This window comes from Mucilaginibacter oryzae (assembly GCF_003148845.1).
Taxonomy (GTDB): domain Bacteria; phylum Bacteroidota; class Bacteroidia; order Sphingobacteriales; family Sphingobacteriaceae; genus Mucilaginibacter; species Mucilaginibacter oryzae.
Window position 1 is genome coordinate 385,469 of sequence record NZ_QGHA01000003.1, and the last position, 23,994, is coordinate 409,462.

Sequence of the window (23,994 nt, forward strand, 5' to 3'; positions counted from 1 at the left end):
TAAACGAATTACACGAATGTCCATTTTTTATTATTACAGCATTCGTGTAATTCGTAAGTATTCGTTTGAAATTTTTTACGCTTTATATACCGATATCTTTGTAACGGATTAAAAGCTATTCCCCCGATAATAGGGCACTCGTATAAAGTAGCTCCATAATAAATAATAAATGAAACTATTTTGCCCTGATCACGTAACAATAAACGCGGCAACTAACTTAAATTAAAGTTTTTGAACCGCTGTAATTGTTATCAATTTCAATGTGTTGTTTAAATAATACTTGATAATCCGGGCAAAAGTTGTTTAAATTTATTATATAAAATAAACCTAAAGGTTTTTCTGAAACAGGCTTATCATTTGGCCGCTGTAATTTTTTTCATGATGATATCGAAGAATCAGCATTAACCTATTAAATAATGAGGCCAAAATTGTCTTTAACCTGGTGTTTGTACCTGCTTTTCCCTGCACTATGTTATTCACAAACATCGGCGCTTAAATTTAAACAGCTCAGCACAAACCAGGGTCTCTCACAAAGCCATGTGGTTACCATTTTACAGGATAGCCGGGGCTATATGTGGTTTGGCACCGAAGATGGCCTTAATAAGTACGACGGCTATAAATTCACCCCCTATAAGCACGACCATAACAACAAGGCTTCCATTATTGATAACTACGTGCTATCCTTAATGGAAGATGATGCGCATAATTTATGGGTAGGCACAGAAAGCGGGCTCGACAGGTTTGACCGCGCTACGGATACCTTTATTCACTACTCCGGCAAGTCTGTTTTTTCTGTCAATTCTATTTTTTTGGATAGCAAAAAAAGGACCTGGCTGGGCACCGGTAAAGGTTTGTATCTTTTTAATACCGCAAATGGTTCGTTTAAAAAAATCGCCTATGCAGGTAAAAACCCCGCCGGTTTAACGGATGATTTTATCAGCCAGGTTACCGGCGATAACGACGGCTGGCTGTGGATAGCCACCGATAACGGCCTGTATCATTTTGATCCGGAAAGCGGCAAGTCTACGGGTTACTTTCATAACCCGGCAAACAACAGCAGTATTGGCAGCAGCTGGATCAAAGCGGTATATAACGACAGCAAAGGAAATACCTGGGTAGGCACCCACGGCGGCGGACTGGCGTTATACAATAGAAATAATAACTCGTTCACCAATTTCAAACACGATCCTAAAAACAACAACAGTATTTGCCATGATGATATTCTTTCGATACATGAGTATAAAGGAAAGTTATGGATAGGTACAGAAAACGGTGGCATCAGCGTACTGGATTATCCGGCCAACAGGTTTACCGCTTACCAGAATGATTCATATAACCCTTACAGCCTGAGCAGTAACTCTGTTTATTGCCTATACCAGGACCGTACCGGAAATTTATGGGTTGGCACTTACTCGGGTGGGGTTGACTTTTTACCGGCCATCGGCAATAAATTCACATCCTATAGCCACAGCCCCGACAACCCTAACAGCCTTAGCAACAATAACGTGCTGGCCATATCAGGCGATGGCAGCAATGAAAATATCTGGATAGGCACAGACGGAGGCGGCCTTAATTTATTTAACCGGACCAAAAAAACTTTTGTGCGCTATTTACACAGCGATAACAACAGTAATACCATAAGCAACAACTACCCCATAGCCATAGTGCCGGTAAATAAAAACACTATTGGTATTGGCTATCACGTGGGCGGTTTTGACCTGTTTGATATTACGAAAGGTACTTTTAAACATTACATGCCGCAGGCCAATAACCTGCGCAGCCTATCGCTTTCAGATATCACCGATGCTTATAAAGACCGTGAGGGTAACATATGGCTGGGTACGTGGAAAGGGGGCCTTAACTACTTCAATATAAAAACGGGGCTTTTTACGCGGTACACGTACAACCCAAAGGATACTAACAGCATTGGCAGCGATATCATTAACATTGTATATGAGGATAAACGGGGCAACATATGGATAGGCACCGATAACGGGTTGGATATGCTGGAGCCCAAAAGCGGGCGCTTTACCCATTACAGGCATAACGAGGAAGCTCAACACAGCCTGCCAAACAACACGGTAGAATCTATTACCGAAACAGATGACGGCGATTTGTGGGTAGGCACCAATGGCGGCGGGCTCGCGCTGCTAAACAAACGCAGCCAAACGTTTACCATCTACACCGAAAGGGAAGGATTGCCCAACAACGTAATTTTTGGAATTTTGCAGGATACCAAGGGTAATTTTTGGCTGAGCACCAACAAGGGCATAGCGCGGTTTAACCCCAAAACCAAAGCCATCAGAAACTACGGTATTGCCGACGGTTTACAGGGTGATGAATTTAAAGGCCACTCCTTTTTTAAGGCTACCGATGGTGAAATGTTTTTTGGCGGCGTAAACGGCTTCAGCACTTTTTACCCGGATAGCTTAAAGGATAACGATTTTATTCCGCCGGTTTATATTACCGGGTTACAGATTTTTAACAAACAGGTAACCATTGCCGATAAAAACTCGCCGCTGCAAAAAGACATCAGCGAAACAAGTTCTCTTAATTTATCCTATAAACAATCGGTACTTACATTTGAGTTCGCGGCGCTGAACTACAATACCCCCGAGAAAAACCAATATGCCTACAAGCTGGAAAACTTTGACAGCGACTGGAACTATGTGGGCACAAGGCGCAGCGCCACCTACACCAATCTTGATCCGGGGACGTACATATTGAGGGTGAAGGCTTCCAATAACGACGGAAAATGGAACACGCGGGGCAGCGCCATCACCATTAACATTGCCCCGCCCTTCTGGCTTACCTGGTGGTTTAAGTTAATTTTGGTTTCCAGTTTTGTAACCGTCGGTCCGGCGTTTTACATTATCCGTACACGCGCTATGCGAAAACAGAAAACCGAACTTGAACGCCAGGTACAGGAGCGTACAGCACAGCTGGCAGCAGCTATAGAGGTAGAGAAAAAGTTAGCGGTAGAAGCAGAAGAAGCCAACCGGGCCAAAAGCACCTTTCTGGCTACCATGAGCCACGAGATCCGCACGCCTATGAACGGCGTTATTGGTATGGCATCGTTACTTGCCGAAACACCGCTGAATGAGGAGCAACTGATGCTCACCGAATCTATACAAACCTGCGGCGAAGATTTGCTGAGCGTGATCAACGATATTTTAGATTTCTCAAAAATAGAATCGGGCAATATGGAGCTGGAGGAAAAGGATTTTAGCCTTCGCACCTGCATTGAAGAGGTTTTTGACGTTTTTGCCCTGAAGGCCGCCCACTTGATGCTCGACCTGGTGTACCAGATTGATTATGATGTGCCCGCGCAGCTTGTTGGCGATAGTTTAAGGCTCAGGCAAATCCTCATCAACCTGATCAGCAACGCTATTAAATTCACCAAAAAAGGCGAAATCTTTGTAGCTGTACATTTAGTTTCAGCTTCGGATGATAACCGCTTAGAGTTAAATTTTGAGATTAAAGATACCGGCATCGGTATTTCGGCCGATAAGCTTCACCGTTTATTTAAGGCCTTTTCGCAGGTGGATTCGTCAACCACGCGCCAGTATGGCGGTACGGGCCTTGGCCTGGTAATCAGCGAGCAACTTGTGCGGTTAATGGGCGGCAAAATTACCGTTGAAAGCGAAGTAAACAAAGGGAGTACCTTCCGGTTTAATATCCATACCCAAAAAAGCTTAAAACAAGATACGGTGCAGGTACATCACAGTATCAAGGGGTTTGAAAACAGCGGGGTTTTAATTGTTGATGATAACGAAACCAATTGCCGGATCTTAAAAAGCCAGCTGGAACAATGGCAGCTCTGTCCTGTGGTAGCCAATTCGGGTGCGGAGGCCCTTCAAATCTTATCAAACCCGCATAATTTCAAGCTGGTAATTACCGATATGCAGATGCCGCTTATGGATGGTATTGAGTTAGCCAAACTGATCAGGGCCGACTATCCCGACATGCCGATCATACTTTTAAGTTCGATAAGTTACATATTTCATAAGGATAATCCCGGCCTTTTCAGCGCGATACTAACCAAACCTGCAAAGCAAAGTAGTTTATACAGGCATATCTTAAAAGGGCTTGCCCGGAATACAAACGCCACAGGCGCTGAACCGATGCCCGCTGAGGAAAGTAAACATAAACTCCCTCCAGACTTTTCGGAAAAGTACCCGTTAAATATCCTGGTTGCTGAAGACAATAAAATGAACCAGCGATTGATTATGAAACTTCTGTATAAACTGGGTTACGAGGCAGATTTGGCAACCGATGGACTAGAAACGCTGGATATGGTGAACAAAAAAACATACGACGTTATTTTAATGGACGTACAGATGCCCAAAATGGACGGTATAGAAGCTACGCGGATCATAAAAAGGCGCTTTCCTGAACGTCCGTTTATTATAGCCATGACGGCCAATGCCCTGAAAGCCGATTTACAGATTTGCATGGATGCCGGCACCGACGACTATATCAGCAAGCCCTTTAAACTGGAAGATGTGGTTAGCAAACTGGAAAAATGGGCATTGCACAACAACTCCTTTTAAGCCCAAACGGACGGTAAATGATTCCGGCGTATTTTAAATTAACTATGTGTTAGGTTTGTGTCAGCGAACAGGGAAATACCGGTATCTAATCGCCGAAGCTACCCGTTTTAACATCGCCATCACGCTTATAATTGGCAACGATAACGCCGCCTGCCGTTACCGTACTTTCTGTTAGTTTAAAAGCGGCGGGTACAATATCATCATTGTACAATTTTTTCCCTTTGCCAAGCAGCACCGGGTATATTTTAAGCCAAAGTTCATCTACCAGGTTGTGTTTTAACAATAGCTGTACAAGCTGGCCGCTGCCCCATACTTTAAGATCACCACCTTCCGTTTTTTTTAGATTTTCGATATCAGCAACGTTAGTGAGGAATACGCAGTTGTTCCAGTCGGATTTGGTCACGGTGTTTGACAACACGTATTTGGTAACATCGTTTATTCCGGGCCAATTGTCGGCGCGCTGCGGCCAGTAAGCCGCAAAATTCTCGAATGTTTTACGCCCCAGCAGCATATCGGCTGGCGCCATTTGCTGCTGCATCACGTTACCCAAAACCTCATCGCTGTAAGGCACAATCCAGCCACCGTACTCAAAGCCCCCCGACGGGTCTTCGCCCGGTCCGCCCGGTGCCTGTATCACACCATCCAATGAAATAAATGTTAAAACGATTATCTTTCTCATAGCAACTCAAATTTGGATTTCTTACAAAACAAAGTTAGGCAGGCATACTTTAAGCACTAAGGTGCATATGCGGCAAATCAAGGGTTAATCGCGACGGGAAAGGACACCGAAGCCGCATATAACCGGAAAGATCATTGCCGGTGGTAACAGGATGTATAACGATAATTCAGCAACAAAAGTGATCTTTATTAAGCAGTTACCTTGTACACCCTATTTATTTACAAGGGCCCACTCCCTTAGCAAAACGATGGCGTCATAAAGTACACCTGCTTCCCCCCTGAAATCGCCGGAGCCTTTAGGCGTACCATTTTGCACATCATACCACTCGTAAAACCCCTGGTGATCAATGGTACGTTGTAACATGGGTTGTAAATCATTATAGGCATCATTAACCAGTTTATAGGGAAGCAAGGCCCCTACTACGCGACCACCAAACCAGGTCCAGTCGCCCGCGTTTTGGTAAACATAAGGCGGCATGTTGGGATATTCATCCTTAGGATAAGGCGGGTAAACGGTTATACCGATAGTGGCAAATTTTTCATGAGCGGCGGCAGCCAGCATTTGGCGGTTAATTTCTTTAACCTCGGCGGGCGTGTTAAAGCCCGCGATAATCGCGCAGATTGATCCCCCGGTATAAATCCTTCTTCTTTCATCAAATTTTCCAGAAAAAGGTTGATTACCCAAAAACAAGTGCGGGATATATTTTTGCCTGTCCGAATCCCATAAATACCGGCGTACACTTGCTTTTAAACGCGCGGCAAGCGCCGACCAGTTACGGAATGGCTTATAATTTCCGGGCATCATGGCTATAAAATCATAAACGGCCTTTGCAAACATGGCGTTATCATAAACATCAATGGCCCATTTGGTTTTTTTGTTGATATTTACGCCCCAGCCGTTTTCAGGCTGTACGTCGCCCCAATCAATGGTAGTGGCGCCTTTTACCAAACCATATCGCGCCGACCACCTTTCGTTCACAATATAGTTTAAAGCATCCTCCATCCTGGCAATCACCGTGCGCCCATCAATCTGATCGCTCAATATCGCCCTGTCGCCTGTTACATCGATATATTTTTTTACCGCCTGAATTAATGAGGATTCCTGGTCGGTTTCAACCGTATTTTTATGGGCGGCCCAACCCGGCAGGCTTTTCGAGTACCGGTAGTTATAGCCAACATGTGCCCTTGCCGTATCAACTAAACCATCTACAATATCCCCGCCGCTGCCCTGCATCCTGAAAAACAGTAACAGCATCTCTTTTACTTTTTCTCCCCCCTGCACTTTGATGGCACCGTTTATAAAAGTATTGAAATCGCGGATCCAGACTTCGTTGTAGGATGTACCCGCAGAAAACCCGTTCAGCAGTGCAAGCGCCCGTTTTTGTATGGTGTCCATCCGGTGGTCGTTCATTATCAGATAAGCCAGTCGCTGATCTGACCTGCTCTGGGCTTTAACAACGCCACCATACAAAAAAGATAATACGCCAAGGGTAAGCTGAAGTTTACGCGCGGATAACATAGTGCTATGAATTTCTACGAAAATATTGATTTACACGAATTATTGTCCGGCCTTGAATTTTTAAATCCATGTAATTCGGTCAATTGGAATCGGCGGAAGTGCTATTGTCTGTATTGCCAGATTGAATGCCGGGCACATCAATTGATCGTTAGATTGTGATGGCAGAGTATCCGGTTAATTCCAAAGTGAGCCAGGTTGCTTTATAGTGCCGGTACCAACCATTTTATTGTATTTTGGTGACTACATTTCACTATAAATTAATTTGGTTAAAATATAAAAAGGCAATAAACCCGGGGCATGTACTGACATCCCGGGCTTATGCCTTTTATTATTGGGGGGATAAACTGGTTTAGCTTTGTACAGTTATGGTTGGGTCCCAGTAATAGTAGCCGAACAATACCGGTTGGTCAACACCTCTCTGACGTACATAAAGTGCAAATTGCACATTGTATTGCTCAGTTCCTTTGGCAACTACCGTAGCCTGGTTAAACCAGAAATTTTGTACGGAATAACCAACAGGGATAGCGGTGCCCTTAGCTGGTAAAATACCCGTGCGGTTATAAACATTAAAAGTTTCGCCGTCAAATACCACATCCTGGGCGTACCAGGCCAATTTGTAAATAACTACCGACGAATCAAAGTTACCGTATTCGGATACTGCGTACCAGCGTATAACATCGCCTACATCAGCTTTAACGTTCAGGTCGGCTCCGCCCGAACCGCCAATGGTGTTACCGCGGGTAGCAACCATATACATGTAGGTGTGAGGCAAGCCTGTAGGATTATTAGGATCCTGGCTTGGATTTGGATAGTCGTTAGTTATTGCATCGGTATCAATAACTATCTGAATGTTGATGATTTCCTGCGAGGAGGAGAGAAATTCGCTGTCGATTGCCATGACTAAAAAGGTTGTTAGGATAAATAAATGGCCCTACTCTTTAAGGATTTTCGGGCTAGCTCCTTGTTCAAAACCAAAAAGACCGAAGCGCTTTCTTAACCGGTTTTTCTTCTTAGCTTATCACAACACAAACTTCAGGTTATTTCAATCAGCTTATTAGAGATAAAATACTGTATAAATAAAATAGGTATTTATACGTATCAAACCATAAAAAAACTCTTTTATAAAATTTCATAAGCTACGGTTAAAACGCGCTTATCAAGCCTGCCTGGAACATATTAAAAATTTTAATATATTGAATATCAAATACTTAAAAAACAGAAAGTAAAATAAAATGAATTTCCAATCATCAAATCACGTACGTTCAGGCTCAAACACTACTTATTTTTTGGTTGAGAAAGTAACCAGGGCCTATCTTAAAATTCAGCTTTTTCAATACATGAAACAGAATTATTTACTTTTTTCAATAAAAAAGCTGTACCAATTATTTATGATACAGCCTCTTGTTTACTCAGCGGAAAGGGATAGAAATGAACTTTTATGCGTTATATTTTAACAATCAGTTTTTTGCCGGTATACTCAACTGTTTTTACAGTATTGTTGTCTCCCATACCGATATTCATTCCCGGTTTAACCACCGATATTTTAAACCTGCGTAGCGAGATCATTCCCGGAAACTTACCCTTCCTGGCACCGATGGTTAGTTGCTTATTAGCGTCATCCCAATGAAATTCAATTGTAGAATAGAAACCCTTTTCGTAATTATAGTTATCCTTTTCGTCCTCATAAAAATTAAAACTTCCGTTAGCGCCGGGATATATTCTGAGTTCCAGGTTATCCCAGGCCTTTTCACCTGTGTATTGCACTGCAGGCCCCCATGGCAATATCGACCCGGCTTTCACGTAAACAGGTATAATATCCTTTGGCACTTCTTTGTTGATGGTTTGGCCACCATTTAATTTCTCACCGGTCCAGAAATCTAACCAATCCGCACCTTTAGGCAAGTAAACCGGCCAATTTTTTACATCAGGCTTTGTTACAGGGCTAACAAGTAATGAGCGGCCAAACAGATATTCATTACCAATTTCGTAACATGCGCTATCAGCAGCAAAATCCATGATCAACGGGCGCATAAATGTGCCATCGTTTTTTGATACGTCCCAGGCTGTACTGTAATTGTATGGCAACAATCGGTAGCGGAGATTTATCATTTTCTGTTGCCCATCAAAGCACCAATCGCCGGGTTTACCAAAATTGTAAATTTCGCGCGGAATATCAGTACCGTGCGAACGCATCATCGGACAAAATGCACCGAACTGCATCCAACGAAGGTAGAGTTCCTGAAAACCAGGATTTTTAGCGCCTCCGCCATCATTCCATCCCCCGGCAAAAAAACCGCCTATGTCACTGTTCCAGTTGGGAATGCCCATCAAGGTATAGTTCAGCGCTGCCGGTATCTGCTTCTGCAACATGTCCCAACTTGATGTTACATCGCCGCTCCATGTATTAGAGCCAAATCTTTGCTGCCCTATAAAGCCCGAGCGGGTTAACAACACCACCCGCTTATTTTTTGAAGTTTGCTTTTGATGCGTGGCAATACCGCCATTATGCATAAATGAAAACGCGTTTTTTACGCTCCGGTATGAACCCAAATGAGTAGGAAGATCAAAATCAGCATCCTTAACATTGATATGGTCCGGCTCTGTCGAATCCAGCCACCAGCCATCGTTACCAAGGTAACTAAATATCCTTTTATTAAGGTATTTCCAATAGATGTCAAGAGCAGCCGGATTATAAACGTCGTAAGGCCTTGCACCGCTATTTGGCGGCCAGGTATCAAAGTTGATGATCATATTTTTGCTATCCAACTCCTTCCGCTGATCGGTTTTGGGGCCAAATCCAGGCCAGGTAACAATCATCAATTTTGCATTTAATTTATGGATCTCATCAACCCATTGCTTTGGCCGCGGAAAACGCTCCGTATCAAAAAGCTGCGAATTCCATGCGCTATCTGTCCCTTTATATTCCGGCCAATAGCGCCAGTCTTGTATAATCACATCAATTGGCACGCGCAGTTCCCTATACTTTTTCAATACATTTATACTTTCATCCTGCGTTTTGTAACGCTCCCTGCTTTGAAAGAAGCCATAGGCCCACAACGGCAGCATGGGCGCTTGTCCGGAAAGTTTACGAACCTGTTTAATTACGCCATCTGCATTGCCGCCGTACATAAAATAGTAATCTGCACAATGCCCAAGGCTTTCAAAGGCCAGCTCACCGGGTTTATCAGTGAAGTTTGAAATAGAGTAATTATCCCAATACACACCATAACCCAAAACAGACATAAAATAAGGAGAGTAAGTGGACATGTTCTCGTTCTTCAACTGTAATGACGATCCTCTTCTGTTAAATTTATTATCCATTATCTGCCCTATGCCATAAATTGGTTCCTTACTTTGCAAAACGAACGATCCCTTTACCGTGTAAGATGGTTTACCGGCATCATCCTTTGGCAAAAATGAAGTTGTGCTATCTATCAGTAGTTGTTTACCTGCAGCATTATAGAAAGCAATTCTGCCGCTTTTGTTATTAACCATCACTTTTATTGCAGATGAAGCCATTATAAACAGATCGCCGTTTCTATGTATTTTTACCGGTGTTTTTTCGGGTTCCCTGATAACCACCAGGCTTTTGGGCGAATAGGGTTTGTTTACCGGCGTTTTCAGCACACGGACAATTGAAGGTGAATAAAATTGCACTTGAATGTTAGTGTTGCCACTTACAAACTTCGCTATCTGCTGCGTTTGGCTGTTAGGTTGAGCTAAGGCTGTGGTTAGAGCTGTTGCTATTGCAGCTACAACAATCAATAATCTCTTTATCATAATCAATTGGTTTGGTGATATGTACACGAAACAATCTATGAGCCGCTGAGTACTTTACTACGGATTGGTTCGGTTTTGTTGTACAATAATATGTATATCCGGTTATAAATTAGTCGGCTATCCTAATTAATGTCTCTTTTACAGTTAAATTGCTAATATCCTGCTCAGAATAGATAAAATACTGTCGGTTAGGTGATCACTCAACCGCCCGCGCATAAATACAGAATCGGCCGGGGCTGACAACATTAATTAATCATCAATAAATAAGGCAATCTTGCTTTCATCCCAATCTGTGCTCCATATCCGAAATTTCGATGCCTAATCTTTGCCAAAAGACTCTGTGGGTGAAGCATAAAAGCTGGGGGATGTAGATTTAGGAATGAATTTCATTAACCTAAACGTGGGGGAATGCAACGTTCCCTGCGCTTCTGAATTGCGCAACCTAAGTTCAACAAAAACAGTTAAAGGCTCATCACCTTTTCATGGCCATCAACTTGCGCACTTCCTCCATTTCGTTTTCAGAATACCCAATCAGCGTTACACATATCACTCCTGTAATCGATGTATTATTTTCAACAACACACAATAATCTATTTGCCGCAAATACAACAATTTTAGGATACAGCTGGTTTCCTGATTTAGGCCCCTACGTGGTGTTTAACCTAAGGCCGCGTTAAAGCAAAGCTTAGTTTTAAATTACTGGTTTTCGTATATATATTTTTGCATGCTGAAGTCGTCCGGGTATTCCTTTTGGGCTTTCTTTTTTGCTGCGTTATCGGGTATGCTTTGCATAAAGTCCTTCGCGGCGGCCTGCTCATCGTAAATATATTTCTGCATACTGAAATCGTCCGGATACTTCTTTATCGCAAAAGCTTTCAAAGCAGCATCGGTAACCTTAGCCATGTTGAACTTGGCGGTCTTTTGCTCGTCATATACGTAAACCTGCATGCTGTAATCGTCGGGATATTTCTTTTCAGCAAAACGCTTAATTTCTGCATCAGCTACTCTTGTAATATAATTATAAGCTTTTTTTTGCTCGTTATAAATATAACGTTGCATCTCAGCATCGGTAGGGTATTTTTGTTTAGCGATAGACCAAAGTTTCGCTTCTATTGATTGTGCAAAACTGACAGAACAAATGAGGAGTGCGGTAATCAGTGATAAGATTGGTTTCATAAGGCTATTTTACTATTTAATCAAAAATAACAAAAATTTGTACTTCAGAGTATTATAGTTGCACTAACTGCTTTTCTGACTCTCAGATATAATTTCAATATAAGTGTTTCGAAGCGAATGCTCTACCAGAACCGGATTTAAGGTAACGCTCAAACTCATAAGCTTTATACCTATCATGAAAAGAACAGCACCAGTTTAATTTTAGGGGAAGATGAGACTTAGTTGCGGGCACATATCATTTTATATGCCGGGAAAACCTCTCCTTTAGATTTACAGTACATCCTACGTAATGCTTGCCGTTATTCAATTCAAGAATGTATACGTAATACCACATGCGAAAGGTTTAGTTAAGGCTAAAACAGAAAAATGCGGAATTTTCATCCAGCTTTTTCCATTTATCTTTTGATGCACTCACCGATAGAGAGCACAATTCCTTATTACTCGGGCGAAGCCCTCCTACGCAGCTACAGCGGATTTCATCCGCCATAGTCCGCTTCGGCGTGCGAAGGCGGAGAGAGAGGGATTCGAACCCTCGGTACCGTTTCCAGTACGACAGTTTAGCAAACTGTTCCTTTCGGCCTCTCAGGCATCTCTCCGGTTTTACCTGCTGCTCTTGTTTAAAACCACAAGCAGCTATAATGCAATAAAAAAAGCCCTTTGGGGGCTTTTGGCGGAGAGAGAGGGATTCGAACCCTCGGTACCGTTTCCAGTACGACAGTTTAGCAAACTGTTCCTTTCGGCCTCTCAGGCATCTCTCCGTTTTGCTTTGTTAAGCTATTGTTTCCCTTTTTTCGGGGACTGCAAATATAGTAATTCAACTATCCCCTCAAAAAAAAATTACATTTTTAATAATCTATCCGCACATGATAAATACTCATCAGCATCCGTTTAAAAATAGCTTTAATAGTTTCAATATCTTTTAACGTTATATTACTGTCTTTCAGCTGGTTTTGATCAAGCTTATATTTTACAATCCGGTCAACCAAAACGCTGATGGATTCTTCATCAGGTTCTTTTAATGAGCGGGAGGCAGCCTCAACCGAATCGGCCAACATTAAAACAGCGCCTTCCTTGGTAAAAGGGATCGGTCCGGGATAGCGGAAAATATTCTCGTTGATAAATTTTTCGGGGAAATTTTTGAGCGACGACTGGTAAAAATAATCAACCCGGGTGTTGCCATGGTGTGTACGGATAAAATCGATCACCACTTCGGGCAGGTTTGCCTTGCGGGCCATTTCAATACCCTTGCTTACGTGGCGGATGATGATCTGGGCGCTTTCTTCGTAAGGCAGCTTATCATGCGGGTTAAAACCGGATGCCTGGTTTTCGATAAAAAACAGCGGGTTTTCCATTTTACCGATATCATGGTACAAAGCCCCTGCCCTAACCAGCAGCGCGTTGCCGCCTACGGCATAAATAGCATTTTCGGCAAGGTTGGCTACCTGCAACGAGTGCTGAAATGTGCCCGGGGCGCTAAAGGCCAGTTCGCGCAGCAGGGGCGCGTTGGTATTGGTAAGTTCAATGAGCGTAATTTCGGATGTGATGGCAAAAACCTTCTCAAACAGGTAGATCAGCGGGTAGGCCAGCAGGGTAAGCAGTACGCTTACCACAAAGGGCAAAAACTCCATCCAGTCGATATTCATAAAATCGCCTTCGCGCACAAAGGTGATCCCTAAAAAGGCCACAAAATAGTTAAATATGATAATTACTGCCGAGATGAGGAACTGCTCGCGGCGCACCAGGTTTTTAATGCTGTAGATAGATACCATACCCGCCGTGATCTCGTAATAAGCAAACTCGAAGCTGTTGGGCACAAAAAAACCGGCCATCAGCACCACAAGCATATGGATATTGAGGGCCAGGCGGGTATCAAACAAAATACGGATAATGATGGGCACTATACAGTAAGGTATATAGTATAAATTGGTAGGGAACTGCAGCTTGATGGCCAGGCTCAGGGTAGACAGCATAGCGGTAATCACCAGCAAAATAAGCCCCACCAACCTGTTATCCGCATAAATATCCTTGCGGAACAGGTATAAAAATATCATAAGCAGGGTAATGGCTATCCCCACCAAAAAAAACTGGCCCAACAGCACCAGGTTACGGTTGCCGTTTACCCGGGCGTTATCTTCAAAGGCTTTTTTAAACGATTCGAGCTTTTGGTAAACATCATCATTAACCACCGAGCCTTTGTAAACAATCACCTCGCCTTTTTGCACCATGCCGCGGGTTACCGAAAGGCCGTCAACCACCTCCTTCTCCAGCCTTGAGGTAAGGTTATTATCATAGCTCAGGTTGTTTTGCAGGCGGTTGCTGACCAGGTCGAGCAAAAAGGCTTTATCCAGGTCGGTATGGCGGCTTAATACCTTATCGCAGTAAGCGAGCGCTTTTTCGCGGGTAAAAAGTTCGCCGGTGTTACGGTCGGTAGCTACGTTTTTATTCAGGATGCGCACCTGGTAATTTTCGGTTCCGCGCTGGTATTTGGCGTTAGGCTTAAAAACGCCGGTTTGGTAGATTTCGGCAAGCAGATCGGCCCCGGTTGACAGATACTTTGATTTAAGCTTATCGTTCAGGCCCGAGTTATGCCACTTAATTTCCAAATCGCTTTTAAAACCATCTATCTGCGCGTTGCCCATGCCGGCATCAAGCTGGTAAATAGGCGTTACACTTAGCAGCGCCGATTTTTGATCGCTCATAATCTGCTGCGGTGTTTTCAATATGGCAAAGTTATAAGGCGATACCAGGTCTTTCTGGTTCCAGATGCGCCCTTTTTCGTGCTCGTAGCTAAATTTTGCCTGCTTGGGTAAAAAGTAAACAATAAGCGCGATACTGGCCAGTGTCATTAAATATTTAACGTTACGGGCGTATTTGCGCAGCAAAGCCTTTTGGCGCGAAGTGGATAGTTTTGCCATTGATGTATTTAACCTGCCAAAAATAATATAAGTTTCTGTTATATGCAGTTTTTCTTGCTTTTGTGGAATTGATTATGATATCTTTGTGATATCATTTTAAAATCAAACTAAATCATGAATCCTGAAAAAATCATCAACCCGCCGTCCGGCTTTGCTACATTTATTGTCTCGATGGTATTATTAATTGGTTCAGCACTGTTATTTGTACAGCAACAAATAGCCATTGCCATTATACTATTGATCATCACCTTCGTCTTTTTGCTACCGGGCCTCATCATTGTAAACCCTAACGAATCTAAAGTGCTGACGTTTTTTGGCAAGTATATAGGTACCGTAAAAAAGGACGGCTTTTTTTGGGTTAACCCCTTTACCGTTAAAAAGAAGGTATCATTAAAGGCATTTAACCTGAACGGCCAGCAACTGAAAGTGAACGATAGCATTGGTAACCCCATCGAAATTGCCGCTGTTATTGTTTGGCAGATTAAAGACACCGCCGCCGCCGTTTTCGCGGTTGAAAATTATATCCAGTATGTAAATATCCAGAGCGAGGCCGCTGTGAGGCACCTGGCCAATACTTTCCCGTATGATAACCTGGAAGATGAAAACGCAACGATCACCCTGCGCGGCGGCGCCGACCAAGTAAGCGAAATGCTGGAAAGAGAATTAAACGAGCGCCTGAACCGTGCGGGCATTGAAGTGCTGGAAGCGCGGATCTCGCACCTGGCCTACGCACCCGAAATTGCGCATTCCATGTTGCAGGTGCAGCAGGCATCGGCTATCATCGCGGCGCGCAAGCTGATTGTTGAAGGCGCGGTTGGCATGGTTGAAATGGCGCTGAACAAACTATCCGAAAAAAACATTGTAGAGCTTGATGAAGAGCGTAAGGCGGCCATGGTGAGCAACCTTTTGGTGGTGCTTTGCGGAGATAAAGCTGTAAACCCCGTTGTTAATACAGGTACCTTATACCACTAACAGCCATGGAATACTACAGAAATTTCGACCAGTTGCGAACCACGGGTCTGCCCGTAGTTAAACACGGATTTTGGCGACCGTGGTATGAACTTACCGACGGGCAGTTTACCTACGGCAAACTTACCTACACCAACGCTTTTAAAAGTTGTTGTTTACTGGAAACGGCAACCGGCAGCTGGAACATCAGGCGCAAAGGCCTGTTAAGCCGCAAGCTGGTTATAGAACAACCCGCCGGAGAAGAAATTGGCATGGTAGTACCGCAACGCTGGTGCCGCAAAATACAATTAAGCCTGAATAAGGGCTTTACGGCAACTTTTTTTAATAAAAAGGTTTTATCGCACAACTACACCTGGGTTAGCGACCAATATGGCGATATCCTGGTGGTGCAAACCAAATTCTGGAGCTGGAAACGTCCGTTTATAGTTCAGATTGAACCCGAAATGGCTAAAACGGTGCCCCACCTGCCATTACTCGCCTTAATGGGCATTAATTTGGTATTACTTAAACAAGCCGAAGCTGCGGCCGTGAGTTGATATGGCGGAAAAGAAAGCATTTGTATTACGCATTAACCCCGAAATGCTGAAAGAAATTGAAACCTGGGCAGCCGAAGAATTCAGGAGCACCAACGGCCAGGTAGAATACCTGCTGCAACAGGCTTTGCTGGCGCGAAAGAAGGGGGCGAAGAAGAAAGGGAAAGAGATTGGTGATTAGTGGTTAGAGGATGGACTTTAGGAAAATTGTCATCTAAATAAATCCAACCATTAATAACACATAGGTTAACTAATCTCTAATCACTAACAACAAATCACTAACTTTAGCCACCAATTTTAAAGCGAAACACATGAAAGAAGTAGTAATAGTAGCGGCAACCCGCACACCCATAGGCAGTTTCGGTGGTAGTTTGGCAGCCATCAGCGCCACACAACTGGGCGCCGCGGTCATTAAATCGGCAGTTGAAAAAGCGGGTTTACAGCCCGGTCAGGTGCAGGAAGTTTATATGGGGAATGTAATGTCGGCCAATATCGGGCAGGCTCCGGCTACCCAGGCGGCCATTTTCGCGGGCCTTCCCTACCTGCCTGCCACTACGGTTAATAAAGTTTGTGCTTCGGGCATGAAGGCCATTATGCTGGCCGCCCAAAGTATCGAGCTCGGCCAGAATGATATTGCTGTTGCCGGCGGCATGGAGAGCATGAGCAATGTGCCCTACTATCTTGATAAAGCACGTAACGGCTACCGGCTGGGCCATGGCGAGATAACCGACGGCCTGGTAAAAGACGGTCTTTGGGATGTTTATAACGACTACCACATGGGTTCGGCAGCCGAGCTTTGCGCTACCGACTGCAACATTACCCGCCAACAACAGGATGCCTACGCCATCGAATCGTACAATCGTGCGCTGGCGGCCCAGGCGGCCGGAAAGTTTAAAGAGGAAATTACCCCCGTTGGCCTGAAAGATAAAAAAGGCGAGATCACCATGTTTACCGAAGACGAGGAACCGCGCGCGGTAAAATTTGAAAAGATCCCTACACTAAAACCTGTATTTAAAAAAGACGGAACTGTTACGGCAGCTAACGCCTCTACCTTGAACGACGGTGCGGCGGCCGTTGTACTGATGAGCTGGGAAAAAGCCGATGAGCTTGGCATTAAACCACTGGCCAGGGTTGTATCATATGCCGACGCGCAACAGGCACCCGAATGGTTTACCACGGCACCCTCAAAGGCCCTTCCGCTGGCTTTGCACAGGGCAGGTTTGCAAACCGATGATATTGATTTTTTTGAGATCAACGAGGCTTTTTCTGTGGTATCGATAGCCAATAACCAGCTTTTAAATATCGAACCCGCAAAAGTAAACGTTAACGGCGGGGCGGTATCCCTCGGGCACCCGCTGGGGGCTTCGGGAGCGCGGATTGTTGTTACCCTTTTAAACGTACTGAAACAAAACAACGGCAAATACGGCGCTGCCGGAATCTGCAACGGCGGCGGCGGCGCCAGCGCAATTGTTATTGAAAATTTACGTTGATATAGAGATTAGTGGTTGGAGAATAGAGATTAGTTAGAAGCCGTTAAAAATTTCACGTAGAGACGCATATTTGTGTCTCCTGCAGGACAAGCGGCTTTGCAGGTTATACTGCTACTGTAAACAGCAATTTTAAGACACAAATATCCCTCTATCTACAGAAAAAAAGTAAACTTAAACAGTTGCTAAAGATTTGATTTGTTCAGATAAGTGAAATCACTTTTAAAACATATACAAAGCTTAGCCTCACCCCAGCGCTCTCCAAAGGAAAGGGCTGGGGTGAGGCCTTTTTTCGTAGACAATGGCAACTTTTTTTTAAAACGATTTCACTAAACCCAAAATACAGTCCCAAACAAATCACCACTTAAAGTAAAATCAAGTAAACTATAACCGTGACCAAAAAAACAGCGCTTACCATCCTTTCCCTCCTGCTTTGTTTACAAACCTTTGCACAGCATACCGGTGATGCCGGGCGGCTTAAACGGCTTACCATGTTTGAAGACAGCCTTGCGCACCTGAGCAACAAAATGGTGAACGATGAGAACGATATGGAGCGTAAAAACGCCAACTACAAGTTTATACCTACCCTGGTACAGGCTTTAAGAACAGATAATTCGTTCGCCTTTCCCTTCGATTCGGTGAAGGCCGTAACCATTGTTAAATCGCCCGATAACCGTTTCCGGATCATTAGCTGGCACGTAATGAACCTTGACGGCAGCTACCGTTTTTACGGCACGGTGCAAATGAATACCCCCACCGGCGAATTAAAAATGTACCCGCTGGAGGATTACTCGCCGCTGATTAAAAATCCTGAAGATACGGTAACCGACAACCGCAAATGGTATGGAGCCCAATACTATAAAATTGTGCCCGTGCATGCCATTAAACCCTATTATGTGCTTATTGGCTGGAAAGGCAATACCGTAAAATCAACCAAAAAAGTACTGGATGTGCTATCATTCAACAATGATAAGCCCGAATTTGGCTTGCCTGTTTTTGATGGCAACCATAAAACCCGCAAACGGGTGGTATTTGAATATGCCCGCCAGGTATCGATGTTATTAAGGTATATCCCCGATCAAAACCTTATTGTTTTTGACCACCTCACCGCGCCCGACGATAAGATGAAAAACCATCCCGAAACTTACGGCCCCGACCTGAGCTACGATGGCTACAAGCTAAAAAACGGCCGGTGGAGTTTTGTAGAAACGCTGGATATGCGCAACATTCCTGATAATACCGATGCAGCCGCCGGCGCGGGTTATATCGACCCCAAAAAACAAGCCGCCCGCGACCGCGCCAGCGTGCCCGTTAATTAAAAAAGAAATTAAACTTTACCTGTAGCAAAAAACTGAAGCATTTATTATTAAAATTGTAACACTTTCGGTATTAAATTTTGAATAAGAAGATTTATATTATTTTTACAGACTTTTTAATTTAACTAAATGCAAGAAAAAACCGCTCCGGCAAAGTCGCGATTCCCCAAGAGTGTACCTTATATCATAGGCAATGAAGCAGCCGAACGCTTTAGCTTTTACGGCATGCGTTCCATACTAACCTTATTCCTGGTAAAACAGTTTTTTAACCCTACAGGCGCCGAAGCACTGGCCCAACAGGCTGATGCCCATGCCAATAAACTGAACCACTTGTTTGTAATGGTGGCTTACGCCCTGCCATTTGTGGGCGGTATGATAGCCGACTGGTTTACCGGCAAATACAAGCTTATCCTGTACGTTTCACTGGTATATTGCGTTGGCCACCTGTTGCTGGCCATGTTTGATACCAGCTTAAGCGGTTTTGAATTCGGGATGCTTGTAGTGGCTATCGGCGCGGGCGGCATTAAATCCTGCGTTTCTGCTAATGTGGGCGACCAGTTTGACGCCAGCAACCAGGATCTGCTCTCGAAAGTTTATGGCTGGTTTTACTTTAGCATCAATGCCGGCTCTATGCTCTCCACCGTTGCTATCCCGGTTATTTACAAATATTACGGTCCGCAATGGGCTTTCGGCGTTCCCGGGATCCTGATGGCTTTGGCTACTCTTATATTTTTCATGGGCCGTAAAAAATATGTAAAAGTGCCTCCTCAAGGTGTAAACCGCAACAACCTTGTGTTTATCACCTGGTACGCCCTTACCAATTTAAGCAAAAAGAAACCGGGCCAGTCGTTACTTGATATCGCCAAAGAAAGCTATGACCCTGAACGGGTTGAGGGCGTTAAAGCTGTTTACCGCGTAATTTCTGTTTTCTTTTTCGCGCTTGCGTTTTGGGCTGTGTGGGATCAATGCCTTTCTGAATGGACACTTTACGCGGCCAAAATGGACAGGAACATTAACCTTGGCTTTACCTCGTTCATGATCGAACCGGGCTCGATGTCGACGTTTAATACAGTTTTCCTTTTATTGTTCATCCCGCTCTTCAACTATGTGATCTACCCTAACCTGGATAAGATCGGTTTAAAAACAACACCATTACGCAGGCTGGGCGCCGGTTTGGTGTTAACAGCGCTATCATTCGTAGTCATCGGCTTTACACACGTAAGTATTGATCATGGTGGCTCTCCATCTATGTGGTGGCAGGTACTGGCGTTTTTAATATTATCGGCTGCCGAAGTACTGGTATCCATTACCGGTTTGGAATATGCTTACACCCACTCTCCAAAATCAATGAAAAGCACCATGTCGGGCATCTGGTTTTTGGTGGTGTCATTCGGGAACCTGATCACCGCTTTGGTTAACGGGCTTATTGAAGATGGCGGCTGGTGGGCCGAAAATTTGAAGGGTGCTAATTACGAATGGTTTTTTGTCGCCTTTATCTGCGTGTTTATCATCATATTTATGTTTGTTGCACCGCGCCTTAAAGAAAGGAACTACATTACCGATCCTTATGTTAAGGATAACGAGGTGATTGCCGAAACCAACAATTTATAAACAACTATTTGTTAAATACAGTTAAAGAAAAGGCTGCCGGTTCTTTTCATTTTCAGAGCCGGTTTAAATCAATTAGCTTTGGCTGTTTTTATTTTAATTGATTTTTTAAGTGCCGGATAGCATTATTATAATTCCTACTTACAATGAGAAGGAAAATATCGAACGGATGATCCGCAAGGTATTTTCCTTACCTCATGATTTTCATTTACTGGTGATTGACGATGGATCGCCGGACGGAACGCCGCTTATAGTGAAAAGGCTGCAATCTGAATATGAGGGGCGCCTGTTTATAGAGGAACGTGCAGGTAAACAAGGCCTGGGTACAGCTTACATCCATGGCTTTAAATGGTGCATAGCCCGCAGTTATGACTATATTTTTGAAATGGATGCCGATTTTTCGCACAACCCGGATGATTTGCTGCGGTTAAGGCAGGCCTGTATAGATGGCGCTGATTCTGCCATCGGCTCCAGGTACATCAACGGCGTAAATGTGGTTAACTGGCCTATGAGCCGCGTATTGATGAGCTACTTTGCATCGGTATATGTAAGGTTTATTACCGGTATGAACATACAGGATGCAACCGCCGGCTTCATGTGTTACAAACGCAAAGTGCTCGAAACCGTAAAACTCGATAAGATCAAATTTGTAGGCTACGCCTTCCAGATCGAGATGAAATATACCACCATTAAACACGGTTTTAAGGTGATCGAAATCCCGATCATATTCACCGACCGTACAGCCGGCACCTCCAAAATGTCGACACGGATTTTCCGTGAAGCTTTCCTCGGTGTCATCCAGATGAAGATCAACAGTATCTTCAGGAAGTATCCGGAGGGATGATTGTTTTGAGGTGAAAGGATAAAGGTAAAAGGCGAAAGGTGAAAGCATTTCGCCTTTTATCGTTTTAATCCACAAGAACTTGTTATCCATTAATCCCACAAAAAAAGCCTTTCCCCTTTATCCTTTCATCTCAAAAAAGCTTTCACCTCAAAAAAAGAAACAAACCTTTTACCTTTAACCTTTCACCTTTCACCTAAAAAATACTAATTTCGTTGGCAATGAACGAGCATCTTGATCCTAATCGTGAACGCCTCAGCAATACCGAACGTGATATTGAAAAAGTATTGCGCCCGCAGCAGTTTGAGGATTTTACCGGTCAGCATAAAATATTAGCCAACTTAAAAATATTTGTACAGGCGGCCCGCCAGCGAGGCGAAGCGCTTGACCACGTGCTTTTGCACGGCCCGCCGGGGTTGGGTAAAACTACCCTGTCGCATATTATTGCCAACGAGATGGGTGTGGGCATCAAGATCACCTCCGGACCGGTGCTGGATAAACCCGGAGACCTTGCCGGGTTGTTAACCAACCTTGAAAACGGCGATATCCTTTTTATTGATGAAATACACCGCTTAAGTCCGCTGGTTGAAGAGTACCTGTACTCGGCGATGGAGGATTTTAAGATAGATATTATGCTGGAGAGCGGGCCCAACGCCCGCTCGGTGCAAATTTCGCTTAACCCCTTCACCCTTGTTGGCGCCACCACCCGGTCGGGTTTGCTTACAGCGCCGTTAAGGGCCCGGTTCGGCATCAACTCGCGTTTGGAGTATTACGACGCCAAATTACTCACCACCATCGTTTTGCGCTCGGCCTCGATATTAAAAACGCCGATAACCGATGAAGGCGCTTACGAAATTGCCCGCCGCAGCCGCGGCACCCCACGTATTGCCAACGCTTTACTGCGTCGTACCCGTGATTTTGCCCAGATAAAGGGCAACGGTAAAATTGATACCGAAATAGCCGAATATGCCTTGAACGCCCTGAATGTTGACAGCCATGGCCTTGACGAGATGGACAACAAGATATTGCTTACCATTATCGATAAGTTTAAAGGCGGACCTGTTGGCTTAAAAACTGTAGCTACCGCTGTTGGTGAAGATGAGGGCACAATTGAAGAGGTATATGAACCTTTTTTGATACAGGAGGGTTTTTTAATGCGCACTGCCCGGGGGCGCGAAGCCACCGAAGCGGCCTACAAACATTTAGGAAAAATAAAACTGGGCGGAAACCCATCGTTATTTTAAGATAAACCTGTATAAACATCCCCCTATCTACCATGAAAACTAAATTAAAACTTTTGTTAACCGCATGCGCGCTCATAATCAGCGGCATGGTATCGGCGCAAACCACGCCCCCTGCGCCCGTTAATCCGCCTGCCCCGGCAACTTCTGTTAAGCTGCCCGGTGATACTGCTAAAACCAGGAAAGACACCATACCGGCTAAAAAACCACTGCCCGACTTAAAAGTAGGCATCATGGGTTTAAACCACGATCATATCCACCTCATACTAACCGAGTACAGCAAAGGCAATGTGAATATTGTAGGCATTGCCGAGCCTAACAAAAAACTCAGGGAAAAATTTGGCAAGGCCTATAACCTGCCCGATTCTTTGTTTTTTGACGATCTGAAAAAGATGTGTACCACCCGCAAGCCGGCCATGGTACTGGGTTATAATGAAGTAAGCAAACATGTTGATATTGTTGAAACCTGCGCCCCGCTGGGGATCTCTGTGATGGTTGAAAAACCATTGGCTGCAACCTTAGACCAGGCAAAGCGTATGGAGTTCCTGGCGCTGAAGTATTATATCAAGGTATTAACCAACTACGAAACTACCTGGTACCCGTCTTTCCAGCATGCCTATAATTCCGTACGTGCAGACAGTATCGGCATGATCCGTAAAATGGTGGTGCACGACGGCCACCAGGGACCAAAAGAAATTGGCTGCAGCGAAGATTTTCTGAGCTGGCTTACCGACCCGGTATTGAACGGGGCAGGCGCGCTTAATGATTTTGGCTGCTACGGCGCTGATTTAATGACCTGGCTGATGAAAGGCCAGCGCCCTATTGCCGTTACGGCCATTGCACGGCATTACAAGCCCAATATTTACCCCAAGGTAGAAGATGACGCTACCATTTTAGTTGAGTATCCAAACGCTACGGGGCAAATTGAAGCGTCCTGGAACTGGCCTTTCGGCATTAAGGATCTGGAGATATTCGGCACCAAGGGGTATGTCCATGCTTTTGATAAAGATAACGTACTTTTAAAAACCGATAATCACGCACGTAATTACGTAGCCGCGCCACTGGCCGCGCCTGATGAGGCGCCGGTAACTTATTTTACCTATGCCCTGCAACACCCTTTAAAAACCGGCGAGTACGACCGCTCATCGTTAAAATACAACATGATAGTGATGCAGATTTTAGACGCCGCCAAGCGATCGATAAAAGAAGGTAAAAGGATAGTATTATAAGCTCAAACTATCGCGGTGGACCGTGTGTATCCGAGCACAATCGCTTTTAAACTTTTTGTCATATTGAGCGATAGCGAAATATCTTCTGCGGGTGCAAAGTCGCCTACTTACAGGGCGAATAAAATGTTTCACTGCGTTCAAGATGACTA

At 44.3% G+C, this 23,994-nt stretch carries 17 protein-coding genes and 2 tRNA genes; 10 read left to right on the forward strand and 9 right to left on the reverse strand.

From position 1 onward, the window contains the following. Positions 1–416 precede the first annotated feature (416 nt). Positions 417–4,553 carry a hybrid sensor histidine kinase/response regulator gene (locus tag LX99_RS10790; protein ID WP_109607888.1) on the forward strand — a complete coding sequence of 1,379 codons (4,137 nt, stop codon included), beginning with the start codon at positions 417–419 and terminating at the stop codon, positions 4,551–4,553. Between the two features lie 85 nt (positions 4,554–4,638). On the opposite strand, the gene LX99_RS10795 is transcribed toward LX99_RS10790, so the two are convergent. The 9 genes from LX99_RS10795 to LX99_RS10840 all read right to left on the reverse strand — a co-directional run bounded on the left by LX99_RS10795 (position 4,639) and on the right by LX99_RS10840 (position 14,621). Continuing rightward, entirely contained in the window at positions 4,639–5,232 is a 594-nt protein-coding gene (locus LX99_RS10795; RefSeq protein WP_109607889.1) for a dihydrofolate reductase family protein, read from the reverse strand. A gap of 210 nt (positions 5,233–5,442) precedes the next feature. Beyond that, entirely contained in the window at positions 5,443–6,750 is a 1,308-nt protein-coding gene (locus LX99_RS10800) for a glucosidase family protein (protein WP_109607890.1), read from the reverse strand. A gap of 349 nt (positions 6,751–7,099) precedes the next feature. After that, positions 7,100–7,648, reverse strand: a complete 549-nt coding sequence (locus LX99_RS10805; RefSeq protein ID WP_211319002.1) for an inclusion body family protein — start codon at positions 7,646–7,648, stop codon at positions 7,100–7,102. 545 nt (positions 7,649–8,193) lie between these two features. After that, on the reverse strand, positions 8,194–10,530 hold the full coding sequence (locus tag LX99_RS10815) for a glycoside hydrolase family 31 protein (protein WP_109607891.1): 2,337 nt from the start codon (positions 10,528–10,530) through the stop codon (positions 8,194–8,196). Between the two features lie 696 nt (positions 10,531–11,226). Next, positions 11,227–11,706, reverse strand: a complete 480-nt coding sequence (locus tag LX99_RS10820) for a hypothetical protein (RefSeq protein WP_109607892.1) — start codon at positions 11,704–11,706, stop codon at positions 11,227–11,229. Between the two features lie 235 nt (positions 11,707–11,941). Continuing rightward, on the reverse strand, positions 11,942–12,040 hold the full coding sequence (locus tag LX99_RS26460; protein WP_211319003.1) for a GIY-YIG nuclease family protein: 99 nt from the start codon (positions 12,038–12,040) through the stop codon (positions 11,942–11,944). Between the two features lie 175 nt (positions 12,041–12,215). Next, positions 12,216–12,302, reverse strand: a tRNA-Ser gene (locus LX99_RS10830). Positions 12,303–12,374: 72 nt separating this feature from the next. Further along, a tRNA-Ser gene (locus LX99_RS10835) sits at positions 12,375–12,464 on the reverse strand. 87 nt (positions 12,465–12,551) lie between these two features. After that, positions 12,552–14,621, reverse strand: a complete 2,070-nt coding sequence (locus tag LX99_RS10840) for an HD family phosphohydrolase (RefSeq protein WP_109607893.1) — start codon at positions 14,619–14,621, stop codon at positions 12,552–12,554. A gap of 114 nt (positions 14,622–14,735) precedes the next feature. Here LX99_RS10840 and LX99_RS10845 point away from each other — a divergent pair, with 114 nt between their 5' ends. From LX99_RS10845 to LX99_RS10885, 9 genes are all read left to right on the forward strand, one after another. Further along, the gene (locus tag LX99_RS10845; protein ID WP_022829886.1) at positions 14,736–15,593 is read left to right on the forward strand and encodes an SPFH domain-containing protein; all 858 of its coding nucleotides are present in this window, start codon (positions 14,736–14,738) and stop codon (positions 15,591–15,593) included. A gap of 5 nt (positions 15,594–15,598) precedes the next feature. After that, a complete protein-coding gene (locus LX99_RS10850; protein ID WP_109607894.1) occupies positions 15,599–16,126 on the forward strand; it encodes a hypothetical protein in 528 nt (175 codons plus the stop codon). A 1-nt stretch (position 16,127) separates the two neighbouring features. Beyond that, a complete protein-coding gene (locus tag LX99_RS10855; RefSeq protein ID WP_022829884.1) occupies positions 16,128–16,304 on the forward strand; it encodes a hypothetical protein in 177 nt (58 codons plus the stop codon). Between the two features lie 130 nt (positions 16,305–16,434). Next, positions 16,435–17,613, forward strand: a complete 1,179-nt coding sequence (locus tag LX99_RS10860; protein ID WP_109607895.1) for an acetyl-CoA C-acyltransferase — start codon at positions 16,435–16,437, stop codon at positions 17,611–17,613. A gap of 389 nt (positions 17,614–18,002) precedes the next feature. Continuing rightward, entirely contained in the window at positions 18,003–18,929 is a 927-nt protein-coding gene (locus tag LX99_RS10865; RefSeq protein WP_109607896.1) for a hypothetical protein, read from the forward strand. 126 nt (positions 18,930–19,055) lie between these two features. Further along, a complete protein-coding gene (locus tag LX99_RS10870; protein WP_022834267.1) occupies positions 19,056–20,537 on the forward strand; it encodes a POT-type proton-dependent oligopeptide transporter in 1,482 nt (493 codons plus the stop codon). Between the two features lie 109 nt (positions 20,538–20,646). Beyond that, positions 20,647–21,378 carry a polyprenol monophosphomannose synthase gene (locus tag LX99_RS10875; protein ID WP_022834266.1) on the forward strand — a complete coding sequence of 244 codons (732 nt, stop codon included), beginning with the start codon at positions 20,647–20,649 and terminating at the stop codon, positions 21,376–21,378. A 218-nt stretch (positions 21,379–21,596) separates the two neighbouring features. Beyond that, a complete protein-coding gene (gene ruvB / locus LX99_RS10880) occupies positions 21,597–22,619 on the forward strand; it encodes a Holliday junction branch migration DNA helicase RuvB (RefSeq protein ID WP_022834265.1) in 1,023 nt (340 codons plus the stop codon). A gap of 32 nt (positions 22,620–22,651) precedes the next feature. After that, the gene (locus LX99_RS10885; RefSeq protein WP_109607897.1) at positions 22,652–23,845 is read left to right on the forward strand and encodes a Gfo/Idh/MocA family protein; all 1,194 of its coding nucleotides are present in this window, start codon (positions 22,652–22,654) and stop codon (positions 23,843–23,845) included. Positions 23,846–23,994 lie beyond the last annotated feature (149 nt).

What these genes read in the sequence shown, in the direction of transcription:
- LX99_RS26460 (WP_211319003.1), bottom strand. Translation starts at nt 12,040, where the DNA reads ATGTGGTATTACGTATACATTCTTGAATTGAATAACGGCAAGCATTAC.
- LX99_RS10820 (WP_109607892.1), bottom strand. Translation starts at nt 11,706, where the DNA reads ATGAAACCAATCTTATCACTGATTACCGCACTCCTCATTTGTTCTGTC.
- LX99_RS10870 (WP_022834267.1), top strand. Translation starts at nt 19,056, where the DNA reads ATGCAAGAAAAAACCGCTCCGGCAAAGTCGCGATTCCCCAAGAGTGTA.
- LX99_RS10815 (WP_109607891.1), bottom strand. Translation starts at nt 10,530, where the DNA reads ATGATAAAGAGATTATTGATTGTTGTAGCTGCAATAGCAACAGCTCTA.
- LX99_RS10845 (WP_022829886.1), top strand. Translation starts at nt 14,736, where the DNA reads ATGAATCCTGAAAAAATCATCAACCCGCCGTCCGGCTTTGCTACATTT.
- LX99_RS10790 (WP_109607888.1), top strand. Translation starts at nt 417, where the DNA reads ATGAGGCCAAAATTGTCTTTAACCTGGTGTTTGTACCTGCTTTTCCCT.
- LX99_RS10850 (WP_109607894.1), top strand. Translation starts at nt 15,599, where the DNA reads ATGGAATACTACAGAAATTTCGACCAGTTGCGAACCACGGGTCTGCCC.
- LX99_RS10860 (WP_109607895.1), top strand. Translation starts at nt 16,435, where the DNA reads ATGAAAGAAGTAGTAATAGTAGCGGCAACCCGCACACCCATAGGCAGT.
- LX99_RS10795 (WP_109607889.1), bottom strand. Translation starts at nt 5,232, where the DNA reads ATGAGAAAGATAATCGTTTTAACATTTATTTCATTGGATGGTGTGATA.
- LX99_RS10855 (WP_022829884.1), top strand. Translation starts at nt 16,128, where the DNA reads ATGGCGGAAAAGAAAGCATTTGTATTACGCATTAACCCCGAAATGCTG.
- ruvB (WP_022834265.1), top strand. Translation starts at nt 21,597, where the DNA reads ATGAACGAGCATCTTGATCCTAATCGTGAACGCCTCAGCAATACCGAA.
- LX99_RS10840 (WP_109607893.1), bottom strand. Translation starts at nt 14,621, where the DNA reads ATGGCAAAACTATCCACTTCGCGCCAAAAGGCTTTGCTGCGCAAATAC.
- LX99_RS10805 (WP_211319002.1), bottom strand. Translation starts at nt 7,648, where the DNA reads ATGGCAATCGACAGCGAATTTCTCTCCTCCTCGCAGGAAATCATCAAC.
- LX99_RS10800 (WP_109607890.1), bottom strand. Translation starts at nt 6,750, where the DNA reads ATGTTATCCGCGCGTAAACTTCAGCTTACCCTTGGCGTATTATCTTTT.
- LX99_RS10885 (WP_109607897.1), top strand. Translation starts at nt 22,652, where the DNA reads ATGAAAACTAAATTAAAACTTTTGTTAACCGCATGCGCGCTCATAATC.